General features: G+C 62.8%; 19 protein-coding genes. 9 read left to right on the forward strand and 10 right to left on the reverse strand.

The genetic code is table 11. From position 1 onward, the window contains the following. Together coxB and hrpB are read right to left on the reverse strand one after the other, a co-directional pair. The gene (coxB, locus tag IE093_RS02065; RefSeq protein WP_189465652.1) at window positions 1-1401 is read right to left on the reverse strand and encodes a cytochrome c oxidase subunit II; all 1401 of its coding nucleotides are present in this window, start codon (window positions 1399-1401) and stop codon (window positions 1-3) included. 109 nt (window positions 1402-1510) lie between these two features. Next, window positions 1511-3955 (reverse strand): ATP-dependent helicase HrpB, encoded by a 2445-nt coding sequence (hrpB, locus tag IE093_RS02070; RefSeq protein WP_189465655.1) that lies wholly within the window; start codon window positions 3953-3955, stop codon window positions 1511-1513. A 78-nt stretch (window positions 3956-4033) separates the two neighbouring features. Here hrpB and IE093_RS02075 point away from each other — a divergent pair, with 78 nt between their 5' ends. From IE093_RS02075 to arsJ, 3 genes are read left to right on the forward strand one after another with little or no spacing between them, the layout of a single operon-like run. Then, a complete protein-coding gene (locus IE093_RS02075; RefSeq protein WP_189465658.1) occupies window positions 4034-4384 on the forward strand; it encodes a metalloregulator ArsR/SmtB family transcription factor in 351 nt (116 codons plus the stop codon). Between the two features lie 12 nt (window positions 4385-4396). Then, a complete protein-coding gene (locus tag IE093_RS02080) occupies window positions 4397-5407 on the forward strand; it encodes an ArsJ-associated glyceraldehyde-3-phosphate dehydrogenase (protein ID WP_189465661.1) in 1011 nt (336 codons plus the stop codon). 3 nt (window positions 5408-5410) lie between these two features. Next, complete coding sequence (gene arsJ, locus IE093_RS02085; RefSeq protein ID WP_189465663.1) at window positions 5411-6640, forward strand: organoarsenical effux MFS transporter ArsJ; 1230 nt, start codon at window positions 5411-5413, stop codon at window positions 6638-6640. On the opposite strand, the gene IE093_RS02090 is transcribed toward arsJ, so the two are convergent. After that, window positions 6637-7359, reverse strand: a complete 723-nt coding sequence (locus IE093_RS02090) for a GntR family transcriptional regulator (protein ID WP_189465667.1) — start codon at window positions 7357-7359, stop codon at window positions 6637-6639. The genes arsJ and IE093_RS02090 overlap by 4 nt on opposite strands. A gap of 94 nt (window positions 7360-7453) precedes the next feature. Then, entirely contained in the window at window positions 7454-8101 is a 648-nt protein-coding gene (locus tag IE093_RS02095) for a TetR/AcrR family transcriptional regulator (protein ID WP_189465669.1), read from the reverse strand. A 196-nt stretch (window positions 8102-8297) separates the two neighbouring features. Here IE093_RS02095 and xdhA point away from each other — a divergent pair, with 196 nt between their 5' ends. From xdhA to guaD, 4 genes are read left to right on the forward strand one after another with little or no spacing between them, the layout of a single operon-like run. Then, entirely contained in the window at window positions 8298-9773 is a 1476-nt protein-coding gene (xdhA, locus tag IE093_RS02100) for a xanthine dehydrogenase small subunit (protein WP_189465671.1), read from the forward strand. Further along, on the forward strand, window positions 9757-12183 hold the full coding sequence (gene xdhB, locus IE093_RS02105) for a xanthine dehydrogenase molybdopterin binding subunit (protein WP_189465673.1): 2427 nt from the start codon (window positions 9757-9759) through the stop codon (window positions 12181-12183). The genes xdhA and xdhB overlap by 17 nt, the downstream gene beginning before the upstream one ends. Continuing rightward, window positions 12170-13063 carry a xanthine dehydrogenase accessory protein XdhC gene (gene xdhC / locus IE093_RS02110; protein ID WP_189465675.1) on the forward strand — a complete coding sequence of 298 codons (894 nt, stop codon included), beginning with the start codon at window positions 12170-12172 and terminating at the stop codon, window positions 13061-13063. Before xdhB ends, xdhC begins: the two co-directional genes overlap by 14 nt. Before the next feature lie 41 nt (window positions 13064-13104). Next, window positions 13105-14436 carry a guanine deaminase gene (gene guaD / locus IE093_RS02115; RefSeq protein WP_189465677.1) on the forward strand — a complete coding sequence of 444 codons (1332 nt, stop codon included), beginning with the start codon at window positions 13105-13107 and terminating at the stop codon, window positions 14434-14436. Between the two features lie 61 nt (window positions 14437-14497). Here guaD and IE093_RS02120 read toward each other — a convergent pair whose 3' ends face one another. The 6 genes from IE093_RS02120 to IE093_RS02145 all read right to left on the reverse strand — a co-directional run bounded on the left by IE093_RS02120 (window position 14498) and on the right by IE093_RS02145 (window position 22617). Beyond that, on the reverse strand, window positions 14498-15502 hold the full coding sequence (locus IE093_RS02120; protein WP_189465679.1) for an adenosine deaminase: 1005 nt from the start codon (window positions 15500-15502) through the stop codon (window positions 14498-14500). A gap of 81 nt (window positions 15503-15583) precedes the next feature. Beyond that, window positions 15584-17320 carry a thiol reductant ABC exporter subunit CydC gene (cydC, locus tag IE093_RS02125; RefSeq protein WP_189465681.1) on the reverse strand — a complete coding sequence of 579 codons (1737 nt, stop codon included), beginning with the start codon at window positions 17318-17320 and terminating at the stop codon, window positions 15584-15586. Continuing rightward, complete coding sequence (gene cydD, locus IE093_RS02130; RefSeq protein ID WP_229803165.1) at window positions 17317-19008, reverse strand: thiol reductant ABC exporter subunit CydD; 1692 nt, start codon at window positions 19006-19008, stop codon at window positions 17317-17319. The genes cydC and cydD overlap by 4 nt, the downstream gene beginning before the upstream one ends. Beyond that, on the reverse strand, window positions 19005-20006 hold the full coding sequence (cydB, locus tag IE093_RS02135; protein WP_189465683.1) for a cytochrome d ubiquinol oxidase subunit II: 1002 nt from the start codon (window positions 20004-20006) through the stop codon (window positions 19005-19007). Before cydB ends, cydD begins: the two co-directional genes overlap by 4 nt. Before the next feature lie 11 nt (window positions 20007-20017). Next, the gene (locus IE093_RS02140; RefSeq protein WP_189465685.1) at window positions 20018-21430 is read right to left on the reverse strand and encodes a cytochrome ubiquinol oxidase subunit I; all 1413 of its coding nucleotides are present in this window, start codon (window positions 21428-21430) and stop codon (window positions 20018-20020) included. A gap of 197 nt (window positions 21431-21627) precedes the next feature. Beyond that, window positions 21628-22617, reverse strand: coding sequence for a calcium/sodium antiporter (locus IE093_RS02145; RefSeq protein ID WP_189465687.1), 990 nt, complete (start codon window positions 22615-22617; stop codon window positions 21628-21630). 177 nt (window positions 22618-22794) lie between these two features. Between IE093_RS02145 and IE093_RS02150 the strand changes: the two genes are divergently transcribed. Together IE093_RS02150 and pqiB are read left to right on the forward strand one after the other, a co-directional pair. Next, complete coding sequence (locus tag IE093_RS02150; RefSeq protein WP_189465689.1) at window positions 22795-24099, forward strand: paraquat-inducible protein A; 1305 nt, start codon at window positions 22795-22797, stop codon at window positions 24097-24099. Next, window positions 24096-25760, forward strand: coding sequence for an intermembrane transport protein PqiB (pqiB, locus tag IE093_RS02155; RefSeq protein ID WP_189465692.1), 1665 nt, complete (start codon window positions 24096-24098; stop codon window positions 25758-25760). Before IE093_RS02150 ends, pqiB begins: the two co-directional genes overlap by 4 nt. Window positions 25761-25772: the final 12 nt, after the last annotated feature.

Raw genomic sequence — 25772 nt, forward strand, 5'->3', positions numbered from 1 at the left:
TCATTCCTCCGCGCTTTGTCGGCCGGCATCCGCCACCGCCGGCGCCTCGGAAAGACTGCCGATGTACGCGACCACATCGCGCAACGCGGCCTCGTCGACCAGGATCTGTGTCATGTCGACCATCTGATTGCCGTACCAATCCTCTGGATGGCGACCACGAACGCCTTCCCTGAAGTGCTGCAATTGTCGCACCAGATACCAGTCGTTCATGCCGGCCAGACGCGGGGCATTGAATGCCGGCATGCCTTGTCCCTCTGGACCGTGACAACTTGCGCAAGTGCGGTAGAGTCTCTTACCGCGTTCGACATCGCCGGCGATGGTGGGCCGCGTGGATTCGACAGGTAAGGTTTCGAGATAGGCGATCAGATCCGCGATGACGTCCTCATCCTGCAGCGAGGTGGCGAAAGGTCGCATCTGTTGCCCGAAACGATCGGCCTCATTCGTTCCACGCGCCCCGATCCTGAAGTTGCGCAACTGGCGCTTGAGATACTCGGCATCCAACCCGGCGAGCCGCGGCGCGTTGGTCTCCTGCTTCCCTCCGCCTTGCGGGCCATGGCAAGCCACGCAACGCGCAAAGTGTTCGGCCCCCGCCTCGGGGTCTCCCGGTTCGCGCGCAGCCAATTCTCCGAATGTGGGTTTGCCGGCCAGCCATTCATCGAAGGTTTGCTGATCCACCACCTCCACCCTGCCGCGCATGGCGAAATGGCCAATGCCGCACAATTCCGCGCAGACCGCCTCGAATTCACCGGTTTTTGTCGGTGTCAGCCAGAAATAGGAAGTCTGCCCTGGAATCGCATCCATCTTGGCGCGGAACGGGGGCACCTTGAAATTGTGAATGACGTCCTTGGAGCGTAGTGTCATCTTGACAGGGCGATCGATGGGCAACATCAGGCGTGGGCTCCGAACCAGGATATCGTCCTGTCCCCTGGGATCATCGGGGTCGATGCCATAAGGATTGTCATCGCTGATCAGACTGGCGCGAACCGGGCCCAACTCTCCGTCTTCCCCGGGAAAACGGAAACTCCAGTGCCATTGCTGGCCGACTACTTCGACTTCATGTGCGTCGTCCGGCACCGTGACGAACGAGCCCCAGACAAACAGACCCGGCGCCAGTAGCGCTGCGATGCCCAACGAGGTGAGCACGGTGAGCCACACTTCGAGCTTCTTGTTTTCCGGTTCGTAGAGGGAACGCCTGTGTCGCTTGTAGCGATAACGAATCAAGGCGACGGCGAGAAAGAACGTGATAGCCAGGTAAACCACACCGGTCACCCAGAAGGAGATAGTGATGGTATGGTCGATAGCGCCCCAATTGGATGCCAAGGGAGTCAAATACCAGGGGCTAAGAAAGAAGAACACCACCGAGCCCAGCGCCAGTACGATCAACGCAATCGCCATAGCCATTGGCTGCCCCCTCCTTGCACGCCACTGCAGGTTCCGCTAATGGGCGCATATGGAGTCAATATAGTGACTCGCCGACGCCCCCGCCAACATCTTGGCCCGAAAGGAAAAGCTAGGAACGGGTATGTTTCGTCCGAGATGTGGCCGGGGCATTCCAAGGATCTTCCGGCCAGGGATGTTTGGGATAACGCCCGCGCATGTCCTTGCGGACCTGGGAGTAGCCATTGGCCCAGAAGCTCGCCAAGTCCCGGGTCACCTGTAGCGGACGGCGCGCCGGCGATAGCAGGTGCAACACCACCGACAGGCGGCCACCGATCAGGCGCGGCGTTTCCCTCAGCCCGAACAGCTCCTGCAACTTGACGGCCAGCACCGGCTCCTCGTCACGGTAGTCAAGGCGTATCCGCGAACCGCTGGGCACCTGGAGATGGCTGGGCGCCAACTCCTCGAGAGCCTGGCGCTGCGACCACTCCAGGGTATCGAGCAACAGGCGCGCCATGGGCAAACGTTCGACGGCATCGAGCCGGGTAATGCCAATCAGATGCGGTGCCAACCACGTTTCCAGACTGTCGAGCAGCGCCTGCGTCGACCAGTCTGGCCAGGCATCACCCAATTCGCGCCGCAAGAGCGTGACCCGTCCACGCAGTTGCTCTGCGTCGTCATCCAAGGGCAGCCTTCCACGCTTGCGCAGGGCCTGGATCAACGCATGCCGCACGGCGTCCTCGGGCAGCCTGGCCAGCGGGCGACGCTCCAGGACCAACTCCCCCAGTGCTCGCACTTCCTCTCCCTGCAAACGTCCCTCGCTCTCCGACCATTCCAGACGGGACTGCCAGTGGCGCGTCTCGGGAAAAAGGGTATCGATCCGTGGGAGCGCCACTTCGGCAGCACGAAAGATCCTGGCCTCCCGTGCCTGGCCATCGAGATCCACCGCCACCAGAGCCTCGACATGTGCCAGCGCAAGCTTCGCATCCAGAACCGCCTGGCCGCCGCCAGCCAGCTTGAAGCGTCCGGGCTCGATTTGCCGCGCCACGCGTTCGGGATAGGCCAGTGCCAGCAGTTCTCCAAGCGGTGCCAGGCTCTCGATATCCAGCTTACAACCGGCTATCTGGGCTAAACGTCGCGCATCGCGGTACCACTGGCCCTCCGCTCCCCGGGCTCGCGCATCGGGTCGCCGCGCCAAGCGCACGGCCAGGTCGCGTTCATCGCTGCCATCGCGTCCCTCGAGCAATGCCGTCAGCCAGCACGCCAGCGGCGTGGCCTTCCATTCCTCTGAGCGCTCGAGCATCACAGCCAGTCGCGGATGGGTCGGCCAGCGCGAACAGGCCCGCCCCAGTGCGGTCAAGGAGAGCGCCGCATCCAGTATCCCTAGACGCTTCAGCAAGTCACGACCGGCAGCCAAGGCCGCCGAAGGCGGCGGCGTCACCCAAGGCAACTCCTCGGGTGTCTTGATGCCCCAGCGCGCCAATTCGAAGGCCAGCCCCGACAAGTCGGCCTGCACGATCTCCGGCTCGCCATGGGCGGGCAGCGGCTGCTCCTCGGCCCACAACCGATAGCAATGCCCGGGAGCCTGACGTCCGGCACGACCACGCCGCTGGTCGGCACTGGCACGGTTGAGACGTTGAGTGGCCAGACGGGTCATGCCGGTACGCGGCTGGAACACCGGCACCCGTTCGAAACCGGCATCGATCACGATGCGAACGCCATCCACCGTAACGCTCGATTCGGCGATCGCGGTGGCCAGCACGATCCGGCGATGCCCATCGGGATCGGGGCATAGTGCCCGTTGCTGTGCATCCAGCGTCATTCGTCCATGCAGCTCGTGTATCACGACGGTCGCGGGCAGTCCCGTCAACGCGCGTGCCAGGCGCCGGATTTCCGCCACCCCCGGCAGAAACACCAGTAGGTCGCCCTCACCATTGGTCAATGCCTCGCGCACCACGGCGGCTTGCTGGTCGGCGCTATCTCCACGGCTGTGGAGCGGCCGGTAACGGGTTTCAACCGGGAAGACACGCCCCGGGCATTCGATCAGTGGTGCCGTCTCCCCTAGTGCGGGCCGCAACGCCCCGACATCCAAGGTCGCCGACATCACCACCAGGCGCAGGTCCTCGCGCAACCCTGCCTGTACATCCAATGCCAGCGCCAAACCGAGATCGGCCTCGAGACTGCGCTCATGAAACTCGTCGAAGACGATGCCCGCTACCCCTTCGAGCATGGGATCGTCCTGAAGCATGCGGGTCAGCACCCCCTGCGTCACGACCTCCAAGCGGGTGGACGACCCGACCCGACTGTCGCCCCGCACACGGTAACCGACACTTTCACCCACCGACTCACCGAGTTGCTCGGCCATGTAACGAGACGCCAGGCGAGCGGCCACTCGCCGGGGCTCGAGCAGCAACAACTTGCCTTTCTTGCACCAGGGCTCGTCGAGTAAGGCCAACGGCACGCGCGTGGTCTTGCCGGCACCGGGCTCGGCGACCAGCAGAACCCGCGCATGTTCGCGTAACGCCTGGCGGACATCGTCAAGTCGTGAGTCGATGGGAAGCGTCCGGGCTACTGTCATTAAACTGCCACCTCACTAGATATATGGTGTAACATATATGCCAAGAGTTATATATCCCCCGGCAAGGAGCGTTTTCACATGACCGAACAAGCCACACGGCTGTTCAAGTGCCTGGCCGACGATACTCGCTTGGCAATCCTGCTACTGGTGCAGGCCGAAGAAGAGCTTTGCGTCTGCGAGCTGACCCATGTGCTGGCTACCTCTCAGCCAAAGATCTCGCGTCACCTGGCGCAGCTCCGGGCCTGCCAACTGGTCGCCGACCGTCGCCAGGGCCAATGGGTCTACTATCGGCTGCACCCCGAGCTGCCCGCTTGGGCGCACGAGGTACTCGAAACCACGGCGCGCGGCTGTCACGCACAACTCGCCGACATGCGGGGAATACTCGCCCGGATGGGCAATCGTCCCGAACGTCAGCAAGCCTGCTGTTGAGGAGATCACCACATGACGCTGAAAATCGGCATCAACGGCTTCGGCCGCATCGGTCGTCTGGCACTACGCGCCGGCTGGGAGCGCGACGACCTGGAATTCGTGCACATCAACGACCCGGGTGGCGATGCCGCCACGTTCGCCCATCTGCTGGAATTCGACTCGGTGCATGGCCGCTGGCAGCCAGGCGGAAATGGTATCACGACCGATGACGGCGATCTGGTCATCGCGGGGCGTCGCGTCGCTTTCAGCACCCAGCGTGACATCGCGGAAACCGATTGGTCGGCCTGCGACGTGGTGATCGAGGCATCGGGCAAGATGAAGTCTCGTGACAAGCTCCAGGCTTACCTCGATCAGGGCGTGGCGCGCGTGGTAGTCAGCGCGCCGGTCAAGGAGCCAGGCGTGCTCAACGTTGTCATGGGAGTCAACGACGACCGCTTCGATCCCGAGCGGCATCGCATCGTGACGGCGGCTAGCTGCACCACCAATTGCCTGGCACCGGTGGTCAAGGTGATTCACGAGCGCCTGGGAATCCGCCACGGCTCCATGACCACCATCCACGACATCACCAATACCCAGAGCATCCTCGACAGTCCACACAAGGATCTGCGTCGGGCACGCGCCTGTGGCATGAGCCTGATTCCCACTACCACCGGCTCGGCCAAGGCGATCACCGCGATCTTCCCCGAACTGGAAGGCAAGTTGAACGGTCATGCCGTCCGCGTTCCCCTGGCCAATGCCTCGCTGACCGACATGGTATTCGAAGTCGAGCGGTCGACCAGCGTCGAGGAAGTCAATGCCATGCTGCAAGAAGCTGCCAACGGCGAGCTGGCCGGTATCCTTGGCTATGAAGAGCGGCCACTGGTGTCGATCGACTACCGCAGCGATCCGCGTAGCTCGATCATCGACGCGCTTTCGACCATGGTCGTCGCCGATACACAGGTCAAGCTCTACGCCTGGTACGACAACGAATACGGTTACGCCAACCGCACCGTGGAACTCGCCGCCAAGGTGGGCAAGGCCTGAACCATGTGGGCTCGTATCGCGACATTACCGACGGAAGTTCGCCAGTATCTGCTGGTCACCGGCAATTACTGGGCCTTCACCCTGACCGACGGCGCCTTGCGCATGCTGGTGGTGCTTTATTTCCATCAGCTCGGCTACTCGGCGCTGGAAGTCGCATTGCTGTTCCTGTTCTACGAGTTCTTCGGCGTGGTCACCAACCTGGTGGGTGGCTGGTTGGGCGCCCGTCTGGGGCTCAACCGCACCATGAACCTAGGCTTGGGGCTACAGATCGTGGCACTGGCCATGCTACTGGTACCGGCCGCCTGGCTTTCGGTGCCATGGGTGATGGCCGCCCAGGCATTGTCAGGGATCGCCAAGGACCTCAACAAGATGAGCGCCAAGAGCGCCATCAAGACCTTGGTGCCCACCACCGGCGAGCATGGAGGTGCAGGCACGCTCTACCGCTGGGTAGCGCTGCTGACTGGCTCGAAGAATGCCCTCAAGGGAGTGGGTTTCTTCCTCGGTGGGCTGCTGCTCACGCTGCTGGGCTTCCAGGGAGCAGTGCTGGCCATGGCGCTGATGCTCGTCCTCGTGCTCAGCCTGTCGCTGATCAAGCTCACCGCCGAGTTGGGTCGTGCCAAAGCCAAGCCCAAGTTCCGCGACATCCTTTCCAAGAGCCGCGCCATCAACGTGCTCTCGGCGGCCCGCCTGTTCCTGTTCGGGGCCCGGGATGTGTGGTTCGTGGTCGCGCTGCCGGTATTCCTGACCACCGATTTCAGTTGGGACCACTGGCAAGTGGGCGGGTTCATGGCGACCTGGGTGATCGGTTATGGCGCTGTTCAAGCCAGCGCCCCGCGTCTCACCGGCACCGACCATGCCGGACGCCGTGGCGCCATTGCCTGGGCCGCCGCGCTGACACTGATTCCAGCGCTGATCGCCTTGGGCCTGGATTGGCAGCCGGCGCCGTTTCTGCTCGGTGGGTTATTGCTGTTCGGCGCGGTATTCGCCATCAATTCCAGCCTGCACAGCTATCTGATCGTGCATATGGCACGCGCCGACGGTGTATCGCTGGATGTCGGCTTCTATTACATGGCCAACGCCATGGGCCGGTTGGTCGGCACTCTGCTCTCGGGGTGGATCTACATGAATGCAGGCCTCGCCGCCTGCCTGTGGGCTTCGACGGCCATGCTGGCCACTACGGTCGCGATCTCCTTCGCTCTGCCGGCGGAAAAATCACAACAAGCCAGTATCTAACCTGCTTCGCCAAAAATCGCCGCCAAATCGATACGTGTATCCTGGGGTCGCAGATCGAGCAGTTCCTCCAGCGCCGTCAGGTGCGCTTGCACCCGGCGTCGCGCCGCCTCACCCTCGCCACGCTCCAATAGCGACAGCAATTCGGCATGGTCATTCTCCAGATAGCAGGAAGCCATGCCGGCACGCTTGTAGAGCGCGATCACGATCGAAGTGCGCAGGATCAGATCGGAAAGCATCACGCCAAGAGTCCGGTTGGGAGAATGATCGGCCAGGTAGTGATGGATCGCCAAGGAATGCTCGATACGCTGCCCTTCGTCGCCGCGCTGGTGCGCCTGTTGCTCAGCCTCGACATACGACGCCAGGATGCGGCATTGTTCGCGGTCCAGATGACCGGCCAACAGCGCTACCACTTCCCCTTCGATCAGGCGTCGGGCGGCAAAGATCTCGCGGGTTTCCTCGACGCTCGGCGCGCTTACCCGGGCCACTTGGTTGGGCTGCTGGGTGATCACATGGTCCGAGGCCAAGCGCGTCAGCGCCTTGCGCACCACAGAGCGGCTGACGCCGAAAATTTCACCCAACGTCACCTCGGGCAGTCGCGTACCTGGCGGGAGACGTTGCATCAGCACCGCCTGACGAATTCTGTCGACAATATGCCGATCGTTGATCCGGGCGCCGGCCTTGACATCGGCCAGTACTTCATCCTGCCACGTATTGCTCATCTCGCTGTCCCCACGACGACATCCTGAGCCACACCATCGCATGTTGCGAGACAAATGACTACCATTTCACCAAAACTTGTATACAAAGATCGATTCAAACCACCGCCTCGCGGGTCTTCACGCCACACCCCTTGAGGATCACGCGACACAGGAAGTCGGTGATGTGCTTGAAGTCCTCGTCGCTCAGAGTCTCGCGACCGGTGATGCCGAGTACCTGTGACTCGAAGTCGGCGTAATGTTGGGTTGCCGACCAGATCAGGAAAATCAGCCACACCGGGTCCACGGGGTCCATCAGCCCACGCTCGGCCCATTGTTCGAAGACGCGGGCACGCGCCTGGACCCATTCACGCAGTTCTCCATGCAGGTACTCCTGCAGGAAGGGGGCGCCCCCCAGAATCTCGGCAGCGAACAGACGCGAGCCCTGCGGGTGCTCCTTGCTCAACTGCATCTTGCTGCGGATGAAGGCCTCGAGGACCTGGGCCGGATCGTCCTCGACACTGATATCGTCGAGCATGGCGTTCCAGCGCGTCATCATGCGCTCCAGCAACGCCACATAAAGCTGTTTCTTGCTGCCGACGTAGTAAAGCACATTGGACTTCGGCAGCCCGGCGGCCTCGGCGATCGCCTGCACGCTGGCGCCGCGATACCCATGCCGGGCAAACACCTGCTCCGCCGCCTCGAGAATGGCCTTCTCGTTGCGCAGCCGGGTACGTGTCGCATCGGGCGTGCTCATCGATGTCATAACTCAAGCCCTTGAGTGGAAAGCCCCAAGCTTGCCGCAGGCAACGGCACGCTGCAATGGGCCACTAGCGCTGAGTAAAAAACCTTGCCCCCACCTCTTGCACTATACGCCACTTTGAGCCACGCTTTAGTCAAGTTGACCATTTGGTCAAAAGAAGCGATACCCTGGTAACAGCACAACAACAGCGGACTCTGCGATGATCGACTTCTACCTCAATGGCAAGCGTCGGCAATGTACCGATGTGTCTCCCGACACCAGTGTTCTGGAACTGCTGCGCACCCAGCTCGGACATACCGGGACCAAGGAAGGATGTGCGTCCGGCGACTGCGGCGCCTGCACCGTCGCCATCGGTGAACCCGATGACAACGGTGAATTGCGCTATCACAACGCCAATGCCTGCATCACTCCAGCCCACCAGCTCCATGGCTGTCACCTGGTCACCGTCGAGGGCCTGTCGCGTGGCGATGCCCTGCACCCTGCCCAGGCGGCCATGGTCGAGTGTCATGGCAGCCAATGCGGCTTTTGTACGCCAGGAATCGTGATGTCGCTGTTCACACTGCACGAAGCACAGCGTCGCCACCCGGCGCCGCTCACCCAGGAAAGCCTGGAAGCCGCGCTGGGCGGCAATCTCTGCCGCTGTACCGGCTACCGGCCGATTCGCGATGCCGCACTGTCGATGGGCACTTACCCCGACACCCACCCCACGTGGGCCGACGATCCGGACCTGGCGATCAACGTCGCCAAGCTACGCGAAAGTGCTTCCACGACTCCCGAACTCGCCGCCCAAGGGCATTTCACCGCGCCCCGCGACCTGGCCACCCTGCGCGAACTCAAGCGCCAGCGCCCCCATGCGCGACTGGTCGCTGGAGCCACCGACCTGTGGTTGGAGGCCACCCAGCAGTTGAAGGTGCTGGATGACCTGATCGACGTACGCCAGGTAGCGGAACTCAATGCCATCGAAGAGACACCGCAAGGATGGTGGATCGGTGCCGCGGTGACCTACTCACGTCTGGAACCGCTGCTGGAAGCCCACTACCCTGCCTTTGCCCATCTGATGCATCGCTTTGCCTCCTCGCAGATTCGCAACCGTGGCACGCTTGGCGGCAACGTGGCCAATGCCTCGCCGATCGGCGACACCCCGCCGGTGCTGCTGGCCCTCGATGCGCGGCTAAGCCTCGATGGCCCCGACGGCGAACGCGAGCTGCCGCTTGCTGAGTTCTTCCTCGACTACAAGAAAACGGCACTCAAGGACAACGAATTCATTCGCGCAATCTTCCTGCCGCGCCTTGCCGACGGCCAGAATCTCAAGGTCTGGAAGCTGTCAAAACGCAGGGAAGACGATATTTCGGCCGTATTGGCGGCGTTCGCCTGGCGCCTCGAAGATGGCGTGATGCGTGATGTTCACCTGGCGTTCGGCGGCATGGCGGCGATTCCGCGTCGCGCGTCACGCGCCGAACAGGCCCTGGAAGGTCAGCCGCCCAGCGTTGCAGCCTTCGATGCAGCCAAACGTGCGCTGCACGACGAATTCCAGCCCATGACAGATGTCAGGGGAGCGGCCGAATACCGTCAGGTGACAGCCAGTAACATGCTCGAACGTCTGCGCCTGATACTGGTAGCGGCGTCCAACAAGAACAGCCATGCGGAGGTGACGCTCGATGCGTACGCTCACTGACATTTCCCAGGACTCTTCTCGGACCCGTCGTGGTGTCGACCGCCAGGCGAGCGGTGGCGCGGGCGCAGCCCATCCCCACGAGAGCGCCATCAAACATGTGACCGGCCGTGCGAGCTATATCGACGATATCGTCGCACCGGCCGATGCGGTGCATATCGCGCTGGGCCTTTCACCCGTCGCCCATGGCCGGCTCACGCGCCTGGATCTCGAAAAGGTCAAGGCCGCACCTGGCGTGGTCGACGTGATCACCATCGTCGATGTGCCAGGCCACACCGATATCGGCCCAGTGTTCCCCGGCGATCCGATCTTCGTCGACGACGAAATCAGCTACGTTGGCCAATGCCTGTTCGCCGTAGCCGCTGAGAGCCACAAGGCGGCGCGACTGGCAGTGAAGCAAGCCATCGTCGAGATCGACGAACAACCGGCTAGCCTCGATCCGGTGGCCGCCGCCGAACGCGGTGAGTTCGTACGCCCCACCCATGTACAAGAGAGTGGCGACTGGCAGCAGGTACTGGACGGTGCACCACATGTTCTGGAGCGCGAGCAGTTCGTCGGCGGCCAGGAGCACTTCTATCTGGAAGGCCAGGCATGCTTGGTCACGCCCACCGAGGACGAAGGCGTGGTGGTTTATACCTCCAACCAGCACCCCAGTGAGACCCAGAAGTTGGTGGCTGAGGTACTGAATATCCCGTTCCATGCGGTGACTGTGGAAATGCGTCGCATGGGTGGAGGCTTCGGTGGCAAGGAGACCCAGGCTTCACCTTGGGCCTGTATCGCCGCCATCATTGCCCGGCGCACTGGCCGCACCACGCGCATCCGCCTACCTCGCGCCGAGGACATGCGCGTCACCGGCAAGCGCCACCCCTTCCATAACCGCTATCGTCTCGGATTCGACGATCAAGGTATATTGCTTGGCGGCGACATCACCGTGATCGGCGACTGCGGCTACTCACCGGATCTCTCCGAAGCCATCGTCGACCGTGCCATGTTCCATGCCGACAACGCCTACTCGCTGGGTCAGGTGCGGGTCACCGGCCATCGCGCCAAGACCCATACCGCGTCCAACACCGCCTTCCGCGGCTTCGGTGGCCCACAGGGCATGATGATCATCGAGGCGGCCATGGACGATATAGCGCGCCAGGTCGGCGAAGATCCGCTGACGGTACGCAAGCGCAACCTCTATCGTGCCGGGCGCGACGTCACCCACTACGGCCAGAAGGTCGAACAGCTCGAACTGCTGCACGATATCGTCATGCAACTCGAAGCCAAGAGCGACTACTGGGCACGGCGCAGGGCGATCACCGAGTTCAACGCCAACAGCCCGATCATCAAGAAAGGGCTGGCACTGACACCGGTCAAGTTCGGCATCTCGTTCACTGCCAAGCACCTCAACCAGGCCGGCGCCCTGCTGCATGTCTATACCGACGGCAGCGTGATGATCAACCACGGCGGCACCGAGATGGGTCAGGGGCTGCACACCAAGGTCTGCCAGGTGGTGGCGCGCGAACTGGGACTCGACCTGGAACGGGTGCGGATCACCGCCACGCGCACCGACAAGGTGCCCAACACCTCGCCCACCGCAGCGTCCAGCGGTGCCGACCTCAACGGCCAGGCGGCCCGAGACGCTGCCACGCAGATCCGCGAGCGGTTGTTCGACTTCGCCGCCGCGCACTTTTTCAAGGATCAAGGCGGACTGGACCGTGAAGGCATGCGCCTCGAGAACGGGGAACTGGTCGCTGGAGAGGGGGAAAGCGCGCATCGTATCCCATGGGGCGAACTGGTCCAGGCGGCCTACATGTCGCGCATCTCCCTGTCAGCCAAGGGCTTCTACTCCACGCCGCTGATCCACTACGACCGCCAGACCGCCAAGGGTAGGCCCTTCTATTATTACGCCCATGGCGCCGCGGTCAGCGAGGTCAGCGTCGATACCCTGTCAGGCGAGTATCAGGTGACTCGAGTGGATATCCTGCACGATGTGGGCGACTCGCTGAATCCGGCGATCGACATCGGCCAGGTCGAAGGCGGCTTCATACAGGGCATGGGCTGGCTGACCAGCGAGGAACTCAAGTGGAACGAGGCCGGGCGTCTGGTTTCCGACGGCCCCGCTACCTACAAGATCCCGACCTTCGGCGACCTGCCACCGGTATTCAACGTCGAACTGATGCAGGGCCATCCCAATTCCCAGGCCAGCATCTACCGCTCCAAGGCGGTCGGCGAACCGCCCTTCATGCTCGGCATGTCGGTATGGTCGGCATTGCGCGATGCGCTGTCGAGCCTGACCGGCTACCGCGAGTGCCCGCGGCTCGACACCCCGGCCACACCGGAACGGGTGCTGATGGCTGCCGAGGCGCTGCGTCGCCGCCAAGCCACCGCCACAGCAGTGGAAGAGACCAGCGATGACCTCGCCTGAGACCCTGAGCTGGCACGCAGCGCTGCATCGCCTGCAGCAGGAAGCCCGTCCCCACGCCCTGGCCAGCGTGGTCGGGGCGGCGGGCTCCACGCCACGCGAACCCGGCGCCAAGATGGTGATCACCGCTGACGATACCCACGACACCCTGGGCGGTGGCACCTTCGAGTTCCAGGTGATCGCCGCAGCGCGTGAGGCATTGGCCGCCGGCGAGATCGGCACGCGGCTGGAAGCTTTCCCACTGGGCGGGCGCAGCGGGCAATGCTGCGGCGGCTACGTGCATGTGCTGCTTGAGATCTTCGCCGGGGCAGAAATGAGCGTCGCTCTGTTCGGCGCTGGCCATGTCGGCCAGGCCTTGGTCGGATTGATGGCGCCTCTGCCGTGGCGAGTGCTGTGGTTCGACAGCCGTGAAGATATCTTCCCCGAGGGGAGCGAGTCGCAACCGCGACTGAGCTGCCGGCGGATGGCCAGCGGGGAGGACGGCCCGGATATAGAAAGCGCCGTAACATCACTGCCCGCCGGAAGCCATGTGCTGGTGATGACCCATGACCATGGCGAGGATCGCCGGCTGATCGATGCCCTGCTGAAACGTGGCGACTGCGCCTCTATCGGCCTGATCGGCTCGAAGAGCAAGTGGGCCAGTTTCCAACGGCGTCTGCGCGACGCCGGACACGACCAGACGAGTCTCGACCGGGTGCGCTGCCCGATCGGCATTCCTGGTGCCAAGGGCAAGCAGCCCTACGAAATTGCCGTGGCTGTGGTCGCGGAACTGCTGACGCTCAAGCCGGCGAGCGAACAGGACGATAGTCGAGGCGTGCCACCGGAAACGCTACGCGAGGTCTTTGCGAACGCGCCACCCAAGCGCTCCTCGTCCCAGCCCTGACAAGCACTGACAACAACCCCAAGACTCACTCGGAGAGACCCATGACCGAGGCTCGACACCAACGCGTGCTGCGCGGCCCCCTGCTGAGCTTTCTCAACGACCCCGGCGAGGGCGACCGCCCCGAACCGGGCAGTGTATTGCACCTGGAAGACGGCGCCCTGTGGCTCGACGGCGGCCATATCCGCGCCATCGGCGATTACCGCGAGCTAGCCCCGCGACTGCCCGAGGGCATCGAGGTGATCGACTATTCCGGCAAGCTGATGATGCCCGGCTTCATCGATAGTCACGTGCACTATGTGCAGCTCGACATCATGGCTTCCTACGGCCGCCAGCTTCTCGACTGGTTGAATGAATACACCTTTCCCGAGGAGTGTCGTTTCGCTCAACGCGCTCACGCCGAGGACGTTGCCGACGCCTTTCTCGACGAACAGTTGCGTGTCGGCACCACCACCGCTCAGGTTTTCTGCACCTCGCATCCGGTTTCAGTGGACGCCTTCTTCACCGCTGCTAACAAGCGCGGCCTGCGCATGCTGGCCGGCAAGGTCCTCATGGACCGCAACGCACCCGAGGGTCTGACCGACACAGTGGCCGACGGGATTCGCGACAGCGAGCGGCTGATCGGCGACTGGCATGGTAAGGGCCGTCTCGGCTATACCCTGACACCGCGTTTCGCACCAACGTCGAGCCCCGAACAGCTCGACGCCACCGGCGCCATCTTGCGCAACGCCCCGGACCTGCACCTGCAAACACATCTATCCGAGAACCAGGGCGAGATCGCTTGGGTCGCCGAACTCTTTCCGGATTGCCCGGACTACCTGGGCGTCTATGAGCGCTACGGCCTGGTCGGGCCACGCAGCACCTTCGCTCACGGCATCCATCTGACCCAGGAGATGCGCAACCGCCTGGCGGCGACTGGTGCCAACATCGCCTTCTGCCCGACTTCCAACCTGTTCCTGGGTAGCGGCCTGTTCGATCGGCTGGCCTGTCGCGACGCCGGGCTCAACACCACGCTGGCCAGCGACATCGGCGGCGGCACCGACCTGTCGGGACTAGCGACCCTCAAGGCCGCCTATCAGGTCGGCCAGTTGCTCGGCCAGCCATTGACCGCCTGGCAGGGCTTCTATCGCCTGACGCTGGGCAACGCGCGTGCCCTGCATCTGGACGCCCATATCGGCAGCCTGCGCGAAGGCGGTGACGCCGACATCGTGGTGCTCGACCCCCAAGCCACGCCATTGCTGGCACGGCGCAGCTCGCGTACCCGCAATCTCGCCGAACAGCTCTTCGCGCTGATGATGCTGGGCGACGACCGCACCGTCTATGCCACCTGGGGCAACGGAGAGTGCGTGCATCACCGCGATGCCGCTCCTCATTGAGCCCCACCGTTTTTCTCTTGCCTCGCGCTGTTGGGCGGACCGTTTCCACGGCCGCCCTTTTTTACCACTCTGATTCTACGACCTGCAGTTCGGTCAACAAGGCACGGCGGCGCTCGTCGCTCATGAACGCGACCTCGATGGCATTGCGTGCCAGCGACGCAAAAATATCCGTCGACCAGGCGAAAGCACGGTGGCAAGCCAAGTAGTTGTCCAGCACGCCACCGCCGAAGTAGGCCGGATCGTCTGAGTTGAGGGTCAGCACCAGACCGGACGCCAGCAATTCTGGCAATGGATGCTCTTCGATATGCTCCACCACCTTCAAGCGCACGTTGGAGAGCGGGCAGACGGTCAGCGGGATGCACTGCTCGCGCAGCCGTTCGACCAGCGCCGGGTCCTCCAGGCAGCGCACGCCATGATCGATACGACAGACATCGAGCAGATCGAGTGCTTCACGGATATAGGCAGCCGGCCCCTCCTCGCCGGCATGCGCCACCCGCGGGATCCCCAGCTCCCTGGCGCGGGCGAAGACCTCACTGAACTTCGACGGCGGATGACCGCGCTCGGCGCTGTCCAGCCCCACGGCATCGATGGTCTCCCAATAGGGAGCGGCTTGCTCGAACACACGCATGGCCTCGGCTGCTGGGCGATCGCGCAGGAAGCTCATGATCAGCGCCGTCGATATTCCCAGTTCACGTTCGGCCTGACGTCGTGCGCGACCGAGCCCTTCCATCTGGACATCCAGCTCAATGCCACGTGCCAAGTGCGCCTGGGGGTCGAAGGAGAGTTCTACATGCACCACGCCCTCGGCGTGCGCACGCCGGAAGTAATCCATGGCCAAGTCGAAGAAGTCGTCAGCCGAGTGCAACACACTCATGCCCTGGTAATACAGATCCAGGAACGACTGCAGATCCTCGAATTCATAGGCGGCGCGAACCTCTTCCACCGAGGCGTAGGGCAGTTCGACCCCGTTGCGCTCGGCCAGCGCGAACATCAGCTCAGGCTCTAGCGAACCCTCGATATGCAGGTGCAACTCGGCCTTGGGCAACCGCTTGAGAAAATCTTGCATAAGCACTCCACACCAGAACTTTGACTAATCCTGATCCAATCTGACCGTTTGCGCAAAGTCCGCTGCGGGGACGACATTCTGCTATGACGCTATGCGTCCCTGAACCAGTTTCAGCGAGCGCCGAATGCCTGGCGGCGCCACCTGTCCATTGCCGAGCTGGTGCACCAGAAACAGTACTGTCTTGCCGGCCAGCCAAGCATCGAGACGCGCCGCGATGCGTTCGGCCAACGGTCGATCGAGACCGCTGAATGGTTCGTCGAGAATCACGACCGGCGATTCACGTAGCAAAACCCGCGCCAGCCCCAGGCGACGCGCCTGGCCACCCGAGAGCTGACGACCGCCCTCGCCCACCGGCGTCTCGAGCTGCCTGGGCAACCGTTCGGCCCAGTCGGCCAGTTCCACCGCTTCCAACACTCGCCACAGCTCGGCGTCACTGGCCTCGGGGCGCGCGAGGCGCAGGTTGACCGCGATACTGTCGTGAAACAGCTCGGTGCTCTGTGTCAAACAAGCGATACGCGAACGCAATGCCTCCAGTGACAGCTCGCGCAGATCGACGCCATTCAGCGTGACACGCCCTCTGCTCGGATCCTGCAGCCGAGTCAGCAGCATCGCCACACTCGACTTGCCGGCACCGGATGCCCCCAGCAGCGCCACGCGCTCCCCCCGGCCCAGCGTCAGCGATATCTCGTCCAGCGCCGGCGATAGGCTATCCGGGTAATGCAGGCTTGCCGCCTCCAGGCGCAACTCGACGGCCCCTTCGTGTATCGAACTCGCTGTCGCGGTCTCGACGATGGCGCTGCTCGAGCCCTTCAGCGCATTGAGGCGCCGCGCCGCGGCACGTGTCGCTCCCAACTGGGTGAAGGCCGCGGGCAGCACGGCGAAGGCCTCGTTGAGCGCCAGCACCGCCAGCGGCATCATCACCATCAACGGCCCCGAAAGCGCTTCGGCGCGATACGCCAGTGCCGCCAGCCACAGCACGAGCAGCATGACGAGGCTCACCCCCAGCCCTGCCAAAGCGTTGCCCAGAGCGGTAATGCGCCCCAGCTGCCGCTGATCCCGATACAACGCGTCTTCCTCGTCGAAGATCCTGCGCCGATGCATCGACAGCGAACCATATGCCCGCAATTCGCCCAGCCCCTGAAGATGTTCGATCACATGCCCGCGAAGCCGGTCCAGGGTCGCTACCCGTCGTTGACTCGGCGACATTCCCAACCAGGCCTGGCCCACCACCAGCCAGCCCCACAAAGCCATTAGCACCAGCCCTATGATGCCACCCACCAATGGCGTGAAACTCGCCAGCAACACGACGACCACCAGGATCGCCAGCAGCGCCACTGCCGGCGGCGCCAGCAGACGCAAGTACAGGCTGTCCAGTGTGTCGATATCTGCGGTCAGGCGGTTGAGCCACTCGCTGGCCCGGCGTCGCGACAACGCCTGGGCATCCAAGCCGGCCAGCACGCGGAACATGACGGCGCGCAGGTCGGCCAGCAGGCGCAGCACGGTGTCATGGTTATAAAGGCGTTCGACATAGCGCGACACCGTACGCGTCAAGGCAAAGAAGCGGATTCCGCCACCGGGGACGTAAACGTCCAGCCTGGCGACCGCCCCCGCCGCCAGCAGGGTACCGGTCAATGCCGTAGCGGTGATGAACCAGCCCGACAATGCCAGCAGGCCAATTGCCGCGCCGACGGTCGATGCCAGCAGCAACGCTCCCAAGACCAGCCGCCGGCGACGCTGGCCCAGTTGTCGCAGCCAAGGACACAGCTCGTTTCCGAGCTCCCGCCACGCCGAGCCACCACGGCGATCCCCAGGAGTCATGCCGACTCCTCCGCGACGATACGACCTTGATCCAGCCGCACCACTTGGCTGGCCAACGTCATCAGGGCGGGATGATGAGTGGCGATCACCAGGGTTCGTCCTTCTTCGGCTAGTGCTCTCAGCCCCTCGATCACCAGAGCCTCGGATATTTCATCCAGACTCGCCGTCGGCTCGTCCAGCAACACCAAGCGCGCCGGGGAGAGAAACACACGTGCCAGCGCCAGGCGCTGGGCCTGACCGCCGGATAGACCGACACCTCGTTCACCGAGAGAGGTATCCAGGCCCTCGGGCAGCCGCGCCAGCAACTCACCCAGGCCGGCTCGCCCGAGTGCCGCCAGCAACTGGGCATCGTTGGCATGTGGTGCGGCCAGGCGTAGATTGTCGGCGATCGTGCCATGTATCAGGAGGGGGCGTTGATCCATCCAGGCAAAGCCATTCTCGTGCGCAATCCCCATCCTTCCGGTGTGCGGGTCAATGAAGCCAGCGATGAGTTGTAGCAGCGACGACTTGCCTGCGCCGGAGGGACCGACCAAAGCGACCGTCGAACCGGCCGCCACCTCTAGATCGATTGGTCCCAGAACCCTGCCCCGCCCGGGGTGGCTGATACTGACACCTCTCAAGTCGACCGCGGTTGCTGGGGCAACCCCACACCGCTCGCCTTCACTGGCATCTTCGGACAGCGGCTCGTTGAGCAGCGCCACCAGGCCATCGGCAGCCCCCAGGGCCGCGGCCCGGTCATGATAGTGTTGCGAAAGGCTGCGCAATGGCTGAAAGAACTCCGGCGCCAGTAGCAGGATCGTCAGACCGCTGAACAGGGTGAGTTCGGAGGAAGGGCCGAAGTCGATATAGCCCAATAGACCGAAGCCGATATAGACCGCCAACACCGCGATCGCCACCGAGGCGAAGAACTCGAGCACCGCCGACGACAGGAACGCCAGGCGCAGGGTGCGCATGCTGCGCCGCCGATAGTCGTCAGCTCGTGCAAATACTTCTTCGGAGGCAGACGTGGTGCAGTTGAACAACTGCAGTGTGGTAATACCACGAACCCGATCGAGGAAATGCCCCGCCAGACGCGTCACCGCGGCAAACTGCTCCTGATTGAGGCGCTCAGCGCCCATGCCCACCAGCGCCATGAAGAGAGGAATCAAGGGCATCGAAAGCAACAGCAGGATCGCCACCAGCCAGTCGAGCCAAGCCACGACCGCCAGAATGACCAACGGCAAGGCAACGGCCAAACGCAATTGCGGCAGAAAACGCGCAAAATAGCCATCCAGTGCCTCGATCTGCTCCACCAATTGCCCGCCAAGACCGGCGCTATGTCGTCCCGCCAAACGCACCGGCCCCAGTGCTTCGAGGTGCTCGAGCAACTCGTGCCTGGCTACCCGGCGAATCCGCAGGCTCGCCTCCTGGGCGACCACCTCCTGGCCCCATTGGGCCAGGGCACGCACGCCGATCGCCCCCATGGCTGCGACAAAGGCCCAGACCAGCCCACCGGGCGAAACGTTCTGCACCAGCAAGGCACTGACGATCCAGGCCAACAGCCCCATCTGCACGATGGTAGCGCCCCCCGCGACCAAGCCGGCCAGTATGGCAAGGTGCAGCAGCCGCTGTTCGCGAGCGGCCAGATCGGCCAGCCAGCGCCTCGGGGTCAGCCCGTCATCGCCACTCTCCGGAGTTGATGGACTCAATGATAGCCCTCACCCACCTTGACCTTGCCGCGGAACACCCAGTAGGTCCAGGCGGTATAGGCCAGCACGATGGGAATCACGAACAGCACGCCGATCAGAAGGAAAAGTTGCGACTCAGGCGACGAGGATGCATCCCAGATGGTGTAATCAGGCGGCACGATCACCGGCCACTTACTGACCACCAGCCCCAGGTAGGTGAAGATGTAGATGCCGAGCGTGGCTACGAAAGGCAGCCCTTCACGACGCTGACGCACCGAGCGATAGACCACCACCGCACAGCCCAGCGCCAAGGCCGGGAAGATCCAGATTACGCCGATATGACCGAACCAGCGTTCCCAGACATCCGGGTTCACGAAGGGGGTCCACAAGCTAATGATCAGGAAGACCGCCAACACGACCGCCAGCAGTGTTGGGGTGATGCGATACGCCCATTCCTGGATATATCCTTCGGATTTCATGATCAACCAGGTGGCCCCCAGCAGTGCATAGCCGGCCATCAACCCCAGACCGGTGAGTACGGTGAACGGTGTCAGCCAGTCCAGCGCCCCGCCCACGTAAACAAAATCTTCCACGGCGAAGCCTTGGATATAAGCGCCCACCACGGCGCCTTGGGAAAAGGCCGCTACCGCCGATCCCCAGCAGAAGGCGCGATTCCACCAGTGGCGATTCCTGCGCGACTTGAAGCGGAACTCGAAGGCCACGCCGCGAAAGATCAGACCGGCCAGCATCAGGAACACCCCGATATAGAGCGCGGGCAGGAACACCGCATAGACCAGCGGGAAAGCGCCCAGCAACCCCGCCCCCCCGAGCACCAGCCAGGTTTCGTTGCCATCCCAGACCGGGGCCACCGAGTTCATCATCACGTCCCGGGCATCCTCATCCGGGGCAAAGGGGTAGAGAATGCCCAAGCCCAGATCGAAGCCATCCATCAACACATACATGATCACGCCGAAGCCGATGATCACGGCCCAGATCAATGCCAGATCGATACCAACCATGGCTGCGCTCCTTATTTGCTCGGGTTGCTGGTGGGGACATCATCGAAGGGCGTATGACTGGCCGAAAACGGCCGCATCGGTCGCTCCACTTCGCCACCGATCTCTTCGCCACCCTCCTGCATGCCACTGCGCACCACCCGGGTCAGGTAGTAGATACCAGCCCAGAACACCACGGCATAGACCACCACATACCCGATCAGGGTGAACAGCGCCATGCCACCCGTCAGCGAGGGCGTCACCGCCTCGGCATGGGTCATCATGCCGTAGACCAGCCAGGGCGCCCGGCCAGTTTCGGTAACGAACCAGCCAGCCAGCACGGCAATGAAGGGCGTGACGCTCATCAATCGCAGCAACTGCAGGAAACCGCGATGCTCGTAGACCCGGCCCCCACGGCGCAACCACAACCCCACCAAGGCGACGGCGATCATCAGGAAACCGAGCGCCACCATGATCCGGAACGACCAGAACACCAGCCATACCGGCGGCTGTTGCTCGGGCGGCATCTCGCTGATCCCCGGCACCACGCCGGCAGGATCATGAGCAAGGATGACGCTGGCCAGGCTGGGAATACCGATCTCGAAGCGATTGGTCTGAGCGGCCTGGTCGGGTATGGCGAACAGCAAGAGCGGCACATGGGAGCGGGTCTCCCAGTTGCCTTCCATGGCGGCCACCTTGGTGGGTTGGTGCTCCAGGGTATTGAGACCATGAAAATCGCCCACCAAGGCCTGAGTCGGCGCCAGCACCAGTAGCAGCCACAAGCACATGGAGAGCGCCTTCTTGTTGGCCCCTACATCGCGCCCGATCAGCAGATACCAGGCGCTGACCCCGGCTACCACGAAACCGCCGGTAAGAAAGGAGGCCAGTACCATATGCGTGAAGCGATAGGGAAAGGAGGGATTGAAGATCGCATCGCTCCAGTCGGTAATATGGAAGCGATTGCCAATCAGCTCCGCGCCCACCGGTGTCTGCATCCAACTATTGGCGGAAAGGATCCAGAACGAGGAGATGAAGGTGCCGATGGCCACCATGATAGCGGCGAACAGGTGCACGCCCTGGGGAACTTTGCCACGTCCGAACAGCAGCACTCCAAGGAAGGCCGCCTCGAGGAAGAAGGCGGTGACCACTTCGTAACTGAGCATCGGCCCCAGGAAGTTCGCCGCCGCGTAAGAGAAGTTGCTCCAGTTGGTACCGAACTGAAAGGACATCACGATGCCCGACACCACTCCCATGCCGAACACCACGGCGAAGACCTTGGTCCAGAACACCGCCAAGCGCTCCCATGCCGGGTTCTCGGTACGGTAGAAAAGCCCATTGAGTACGGCGATATAAGATGCGAGACCGATGGTGAACACCGGGAAGATCGCATGAAAGGACACCACGAATGCGAATTGCATTCGTGACAGCAACAGCGGATCGAGCTCCATGACATACTCCTATGTCGGTATCAGTAAAGTAGCCTACTGACAGGAGCTTGAAAGCGGAAGAATGATGCCGGGCAAACCCTGTGTCGCGTTGCCGCACTTTGGCCATCGGGGACTGTGGTCAATTGCCGCAGCCCCGTCTCCCATGCTGAAAACGCGATGATAGCGGCTGGAACATCGAGTTCCGGGAAGAACCGATATCACACACTTCCGGATTGAATCACCGTATTGACCAAGTAAGTGGTATAGCTCACGAACAGTAGCAGCAACACACCGCCTTCGAGACGATTGATGCGTCCCTGGCGGCCGCGCCAGCCCAGTGCGAAAACCGCCATTAGCAGCGTCATGACAGCCATCACCGGCCAGTCGCGAGCGATCACCTCGCTACCGACCCCGATGGGGTGAATGATCCCGGCCAGTCCCACCACTGCCAGCGTATTGAACAGGTTGGAGCCGACCACGTTACCCAACACCAGATCATGCTCACGGCGCCGCAGGGCACTGATCGACGAAGCCAGCTCCGGCAAGGACGTGCCCACCGCCACTACGGTCAAGCCGATGATCAGGTCGCTGACACCGAAACGCTGGGCGATGCCCACCGCACCCCATACCAGGATCCGCGAACTGGCAATCAACAGGACCAGACCGATCAGGGTAAACACGATGCTCCGCATGAACGGCATCGGTTTGACGTCGAGACTCTCGACGGTTTCGCTGGCCAGCGGGTCTTCACCGGCACCGGCTTGCCGGGCTCGCCAGATACTGAAACCGATGAATACGGCCAGCACCAGCAACAAGACGCCAGCTTCGAAGGCGCCAATGGTACCATCGCGCACTTGCCAGGCCGCCAACAGGGTCACGGCTCCCAGCAAGGGCAATTCCTGACGGAGTACCTGCGAGTGCACCGCGAGCGGCGAGATCAGCGCCACCACCCCCAGGATCAAGCCGATATTGGCGATGTTCGAACCATAGGCATTGCCCAAGGCAAGGCCGGGATTGCCCTGTCCCGCAGCCAGTGCCGACACCGTCAGTTCGGGTGCCGAGGTACCGAAACCGATCACAAGCATGCCGATCAGCAACGGCGACAGCCCCAAATGGCGCGCCGTCGCCGCGGCTCCCTCCACGAAGCGCTCGGCACTCCACACCAGCAGAATCAACCCCACTACGATGGCGACAATGAACAACAGCATCGGTCATCATTCCCTTATATTGGATGTCGACCACGAAGAGCCGACATTCAAGCATGCATGTTTGTATGATCAACGACAGGCGGCATAATGACATGCAGGCAGCTCATTCGCCCACTGTTTTGGGAGTTCTTCTTGTCCGATCATGCCTCTCCTGAAGGCTCACGGTGGCCTTCCACGATGACGATGGAGCCTGTGCTTGCCCGGACACGGGTTTCGCGGCGGCGTCTTCGCGCCTGCCACGAATGCGATTGGGTGGTCGCCCTACCACCATTACGCCCCGGAGAGCGGGCCGACTGCCCCCGCTGCGGCCATACGCTGGTCAGGCGACATTACCGGCCCGCACAGCGAAGCCTGGCCTTGGCAATCGGAGCGACGATCGCCCTGCTGCTGGCTATCTCTTTCCCGTTCATCAGTTTCGAGGTCAGTGGAATCGGCAATCGCATCGAGCTCACACAGACGGTCACCACATTGATCGGCTTTCATCAGCCGCTAGTCGCCATCGGCGTGGCCCTTACCATCATCGTGCTTCCGGCGGTCTATCTGCTGGGGGTGATCTGGCTGCAGATCGGGCTGCTGAGCAACGCCTCCCTTCCCTACAGCCGGGGCATCGCGCGTTCACTGGCTCATCTTCATCCCTGGATGATGGCCGATGTCTTCATCATTGGCGCCCTGGTAAGCCTGATCAAGATCGCCGGCATGGCACAGATCGACCTGGGAGTTTCGTTCTGGGCCTTTTGTGCCTTTGCCTTGCTGCTGCTGTTCACCACCCAGTCGATCGACGCCGACTGGATGTGGTTTTCGCTGGCCGGCGAACCGCTGGCACCGGAGGGCACGCGAAGCGGCCATACCGCGGCCCCCCAAGGACTTGCAGGCTGTCCGACCTGTGGCCTGGTCAACCGCCTCGAGTCCGACGGTCATGGACATTGTCGACGCTGCGGCGAACTCCTGCATACGCGCCAACCTCATAGCCTGCAGCGCACCTGGGCATTACTGGCCGCTAGCGCGATCCTGTATATTCCCGCCAATGTCTATCCGATCATGACCACCACATCGCTGGGACAAAGCCAGCCATCGACCATCATCGGCGGCATCGTGGAGTTATGGCAGATGGGTTCCTGGCCGGTAGCCGTGGTGATCTTCACCGCCAGCATCCTGGTGCCGGTAAGCAAGCTTCTGGCTCTGGCGTGGCTATGTCTTGTCGTGCCCCGCAGCGATGAACTCAACGGCCCCGCCCGCACGCGGCTGTATCGGATCACCGAGTTCATCGGTCGATGGTCGATGGTCGATGTCTTCGTGGTCGCAATCCTGGTTGCCCTGATTCGTGCCGGTACCTTGATGTCAGTCACGCCTGGTCCCGCAGCGCTCGCTTTCGGTAGCGTAGTGGTGCTGACCATGCTCGCCGCCATGACCTTCGATCCGCGACTGATCTGGGACGATCGCCAGCCACGCCACATTCGCCATTCGCAGGAAAAACCATCATGACCGACGAACAGGCCACTACCCCTCATCGCGCCTCGCGACGGCGGCAATCACGCCTATCGCCCATCTGGATCGTGCCCCTGGTGGCCGTGCTGATCGGGATGTGGCTGGTCTATGACAACATCACCAGTCGCGGCCCCTTGATCACCCTGAGCATGCCCAATGCCGAAGGCATCGAAGCCGGCAGCACCCTGATCAAGACGCGCAACGTGGAAGTCGGGCGCGTCGAGCAGGTACGGTTATCCGATGACCTGAGCCATACTCAGATCACGGCGCGAATGGACCCCGATGCCGAACGCATGCTGGTCGAAGACACCAGCTTCTGGGTGGTCAAGCCACGCATCGGCCGCGAAGGCATCAGCGGCCTGGGCACCGTCCTTTCCGGTGCCTTTATTCAGCTTCAGCCCGGCCAGAGCGACGTCGAACGCCGCGAGTTCGACGTGCTCGAGCAGCCCCCCGTCGCCCCCGCGGGCGCGGAAGGCATCCGCATCAACCTGGTCAGCCAGCTCGGCAATTCCTTGCGTGTCGGCGACCCGGTCACCTACCAGGGGTATACCGTCGGCCGCGTAGAGGTGGCCGAGTTCGACGCCGAAGCGCATCGCATGCGCCATCGTCTGTTCATCGAAACCCCCTACGACACGCTGATCACGGACAATACGCGATTCTGGTCGGCCAGCGGTGTCGATCTGCGCCTCGACTCCGAGGGTATCCATGTCAATGTCGAGTCATTGGAAGCCCTGCTCGGGGGCGGCGTGACCTTCGGCTACCTGGAGGACATCCCACGTGGCGCCCCCGTGAATCCCGATACCACCTTCGTCCTCTATGCCGACGAAGACAGCGCACGGCAAGGTACCTTCAATCGTTACCTGGAGTACGTACTACTGGTCGACGATACCGTACGTGGCCTGTCGCGCGGTGCGCCGGTGGAGTTTCGCGGCGTACGCGTAGGTACCGTGGCCAGCGTGCCCTGGCACTTCAGAACACCTCAGCCGGAATCCCGCCAGCGCTTCTCGATCCCGGTACTGATTCGTATCGAACCCCAACGCATCGCTGGCGACGACGGCAACGGCCCCATCGACCTCGAGGAGTGGGATGAACGCTTCAAGCGCATGTTCGGGCTCGGCTTGCGGGCCTCGCTGAAGAGCGGAAACCTACTCACCGGCGCCCTGTTCGTCGACCTCAACTTCCATAGCGACCTGGCCGATACCTATGCCGCGGAACGCTTCGAGGATCACACGGTCTTTCCCACCACCTCCACCGGCCTGGCCCACATCGAGACCCAGGTCACCAACCTGCTCAACAAGCTCAATGCCCTAGAGATCGAGCCCCTGCTTACCCGCCTGGATCGCAACCTGGAGGTCTCGGAGGCCATGCTGGCCGATGTCCGCCAGCTCACCGCATCGTTCCAGGGACTGCTCGACGAGCCGGGCATCAGTGAGGTGCCGGATAACCTCAACCAGACCCTGAAAGAGCTGCGTCAGACGCTACAAGGCTTTTCGCCGGATTCCGGCGCCTATCGTGAACTGACTAGCGCCTTGGAGCGCCTCGAGCGCGTGATGCGCGACCTCCAACCCGTGGCACGCACCTTGAGCGAACAACCGAATGCGCTGATCTTCGAGCGTCGTCTCGATGGAGACCCCGAGCCACGTGCGCCGCGCCCCTGACGATAGATTTGA

The sequence above is a fragment of the Litchfieldella qijiaojingensis genome, from assembly GCF_014651875.1.
Lineage (GTDB): Bacteria > Pseudomonadota > Gammaproteobacteria > Pseudomonadales > Halomonadaceae > Litchfieldella > Litchfieldella qijiaojingensis.

Excerpts from the sequence above, each read along its gene's own strand:
- IE093_RS02150 (WP_189465689.1), top strand. The coding sequence starts at position 22,795 with ATGACGATGGAGCCTGTGCTTGCCCGGACACGGGTTTCGCGGCGGCGT.
- guaD (WP_189465677.1), top strand. The coding sequence starts at position 13,105 with ATGACCGAGGCTCGACACCAACGCGTGCTGCGCGGCCCCCTGCTGAGC.
- coxB (WP_189465652.1), bottom strand. The coding sequence starts at position 1,401 with ATGGCTATGGCGATTGCGTTGATCGTACTGGCGCTGGGCTCGGTGGTG.
- hrpB (WP_189465655.1), bottom strand. The coding sequence starts at position 3,955 with ATGACAGTAGCCCGGACGCTTCCCATCGACTCACGACTTGACGATGTC.
- cydB (WP_189465683.1), bottom strand. The coding sequence starts at position 20,006 with ATGGTTGGTATCGATCTGGCATTGATCTGGGCCGTGATCATCGGCTTC.
- xdhA (WP_189465671.1), top strand. The coding sequence starts at position 8,298 with ATGATCGACTTCTACCTCAATGGCAAGCGTCGGCAATGTACCGATGTG.
- cydC (WP_189465681.1), bottom strand. The coding sequence starts at position 17,320 with ATGACTCCTGGGGATCGCCGTGGTGGCTCGGCGTGGCGGGAGCTCGGA.
- xdhC (WP_189465675.1), top strand. The coding sequence starts at position 12,170 with ATGACCTCGCCTGAGACCCTGAGCTGGCACGCAGCGCTGCATCGCCTG.
- IE093_RS02090 (WP_189465667.1), bottom strand. The coding sequence starts at position 7,359 with ATGAGCAATACGTGGCAGGATGAAGTACTGGCCGATGTCAAGGCCGGC.
- IE093_RS02145 (WP_189465687.1), bottom strand. The coding sequence starts at position 22,617 with ATGCTGTTGTTCATTGTCGCCATCGTAGTGGGGTTGATTCTGCTGGTG.
- IE093_RS02140 (WP_189465685.1), bottom strand. The coding sequence starts at position 21,430 with ATGGAGCTCGATCCGCTGTTGCTGTCACGAATGCAATTCGCATTCGTG.
- xdhB (WP_189465673.1), top strand. The coding sequence starts at position 9,757 with ATGCGTACGCTCACTGACATTTCCCAGGACTCTTCTCGGACCCGTCGT.
- pqiB (WP_189465692.1), top strand. The coding sequence starts at position 24,096 with ATGACCGACGAACAGGCCACTACCCCTCATCGCGCCTCGCGACGGCGG.
- IE093_RS02120 (WP_189465679.1), bottom strand. The coding sequence starts at position 15,502 with ATGCAAGATTTTCTCAAGCGGTTGCCCAAGGCCGAGTTGCACCTGCAT.
- IE093_RS02075 (WP_189465658.1), top strand. The coding sequence starts at position 4,034 with ATGACCGAACAAGCCACACGGCTGTTCAAGTGCCTGGCCGACGATACT.
- IE093_RS02095 (WP_189465669.1), bottom strand. The coding sequence starts at position 8,101 with ATGACATCGATGAGCACGCCCGATGCGACACGTACCCGGCTGCGCAAC.
- arsJ (WP_189465663.1), top strand. The coding sequence starts at position 5,411 with ATGTGGGCTCGTATCGCGACATTACCGACGGAAGTTCGCCAGTATCTG.
- IE093_RS02080 (WP_189465661.1), top strand. The coding sequence starts at position 4,397 with ATGACGCTGAAAATCGGCATCAACGGCTTCGGCCGCATCGGTCGTCTG.